A 255-nucleotide genomic window follows, 5' to 3' on the forward strand; every position below is an offset into this window, starting at 1 on the left:
TGGATCTTAACTTTTCGTCAGTATAACCTAATCCACCTTTTAGGCTCCGCAACCTATAAACTTCCCAATCCGAAATATCAGCCCCGCCAAACTCCCCACCTTGAACAAAACAAGTAATTGCAAAGAATCCATTTGGTTTTAAAGCCTTTTTCACTAAATCTATGTAACTCATTCTTCTATGAGGAGCAATATGGTGCAAGCAACCTGAATCATAAACAATGTCATATGTCCCTTCTGCAATGTCTAACTCAAAGA

At 38.4% G+C, this 255-nt stretch carries 1 pseudogene; it reads right to left on the reverse strand.

The window, feature by feature from the left end:
* Positions 1-255 (reverse strand): annotated as a pseudogene (locus tag PGC35_RS22150) (SAM-dependent methyltransferase); the annotation flags it as partial.

Origin of the sequence: Psychrobacillus sp. PGGUH221 (assembly GCF_042055255.1) — a bacterium.
In the GTDB taxonomy this organism is placed as follows: Bacteria; Bacillota; Bacilli; order Bacillales_A; family Planococcaceae; genus Psychrobacillus.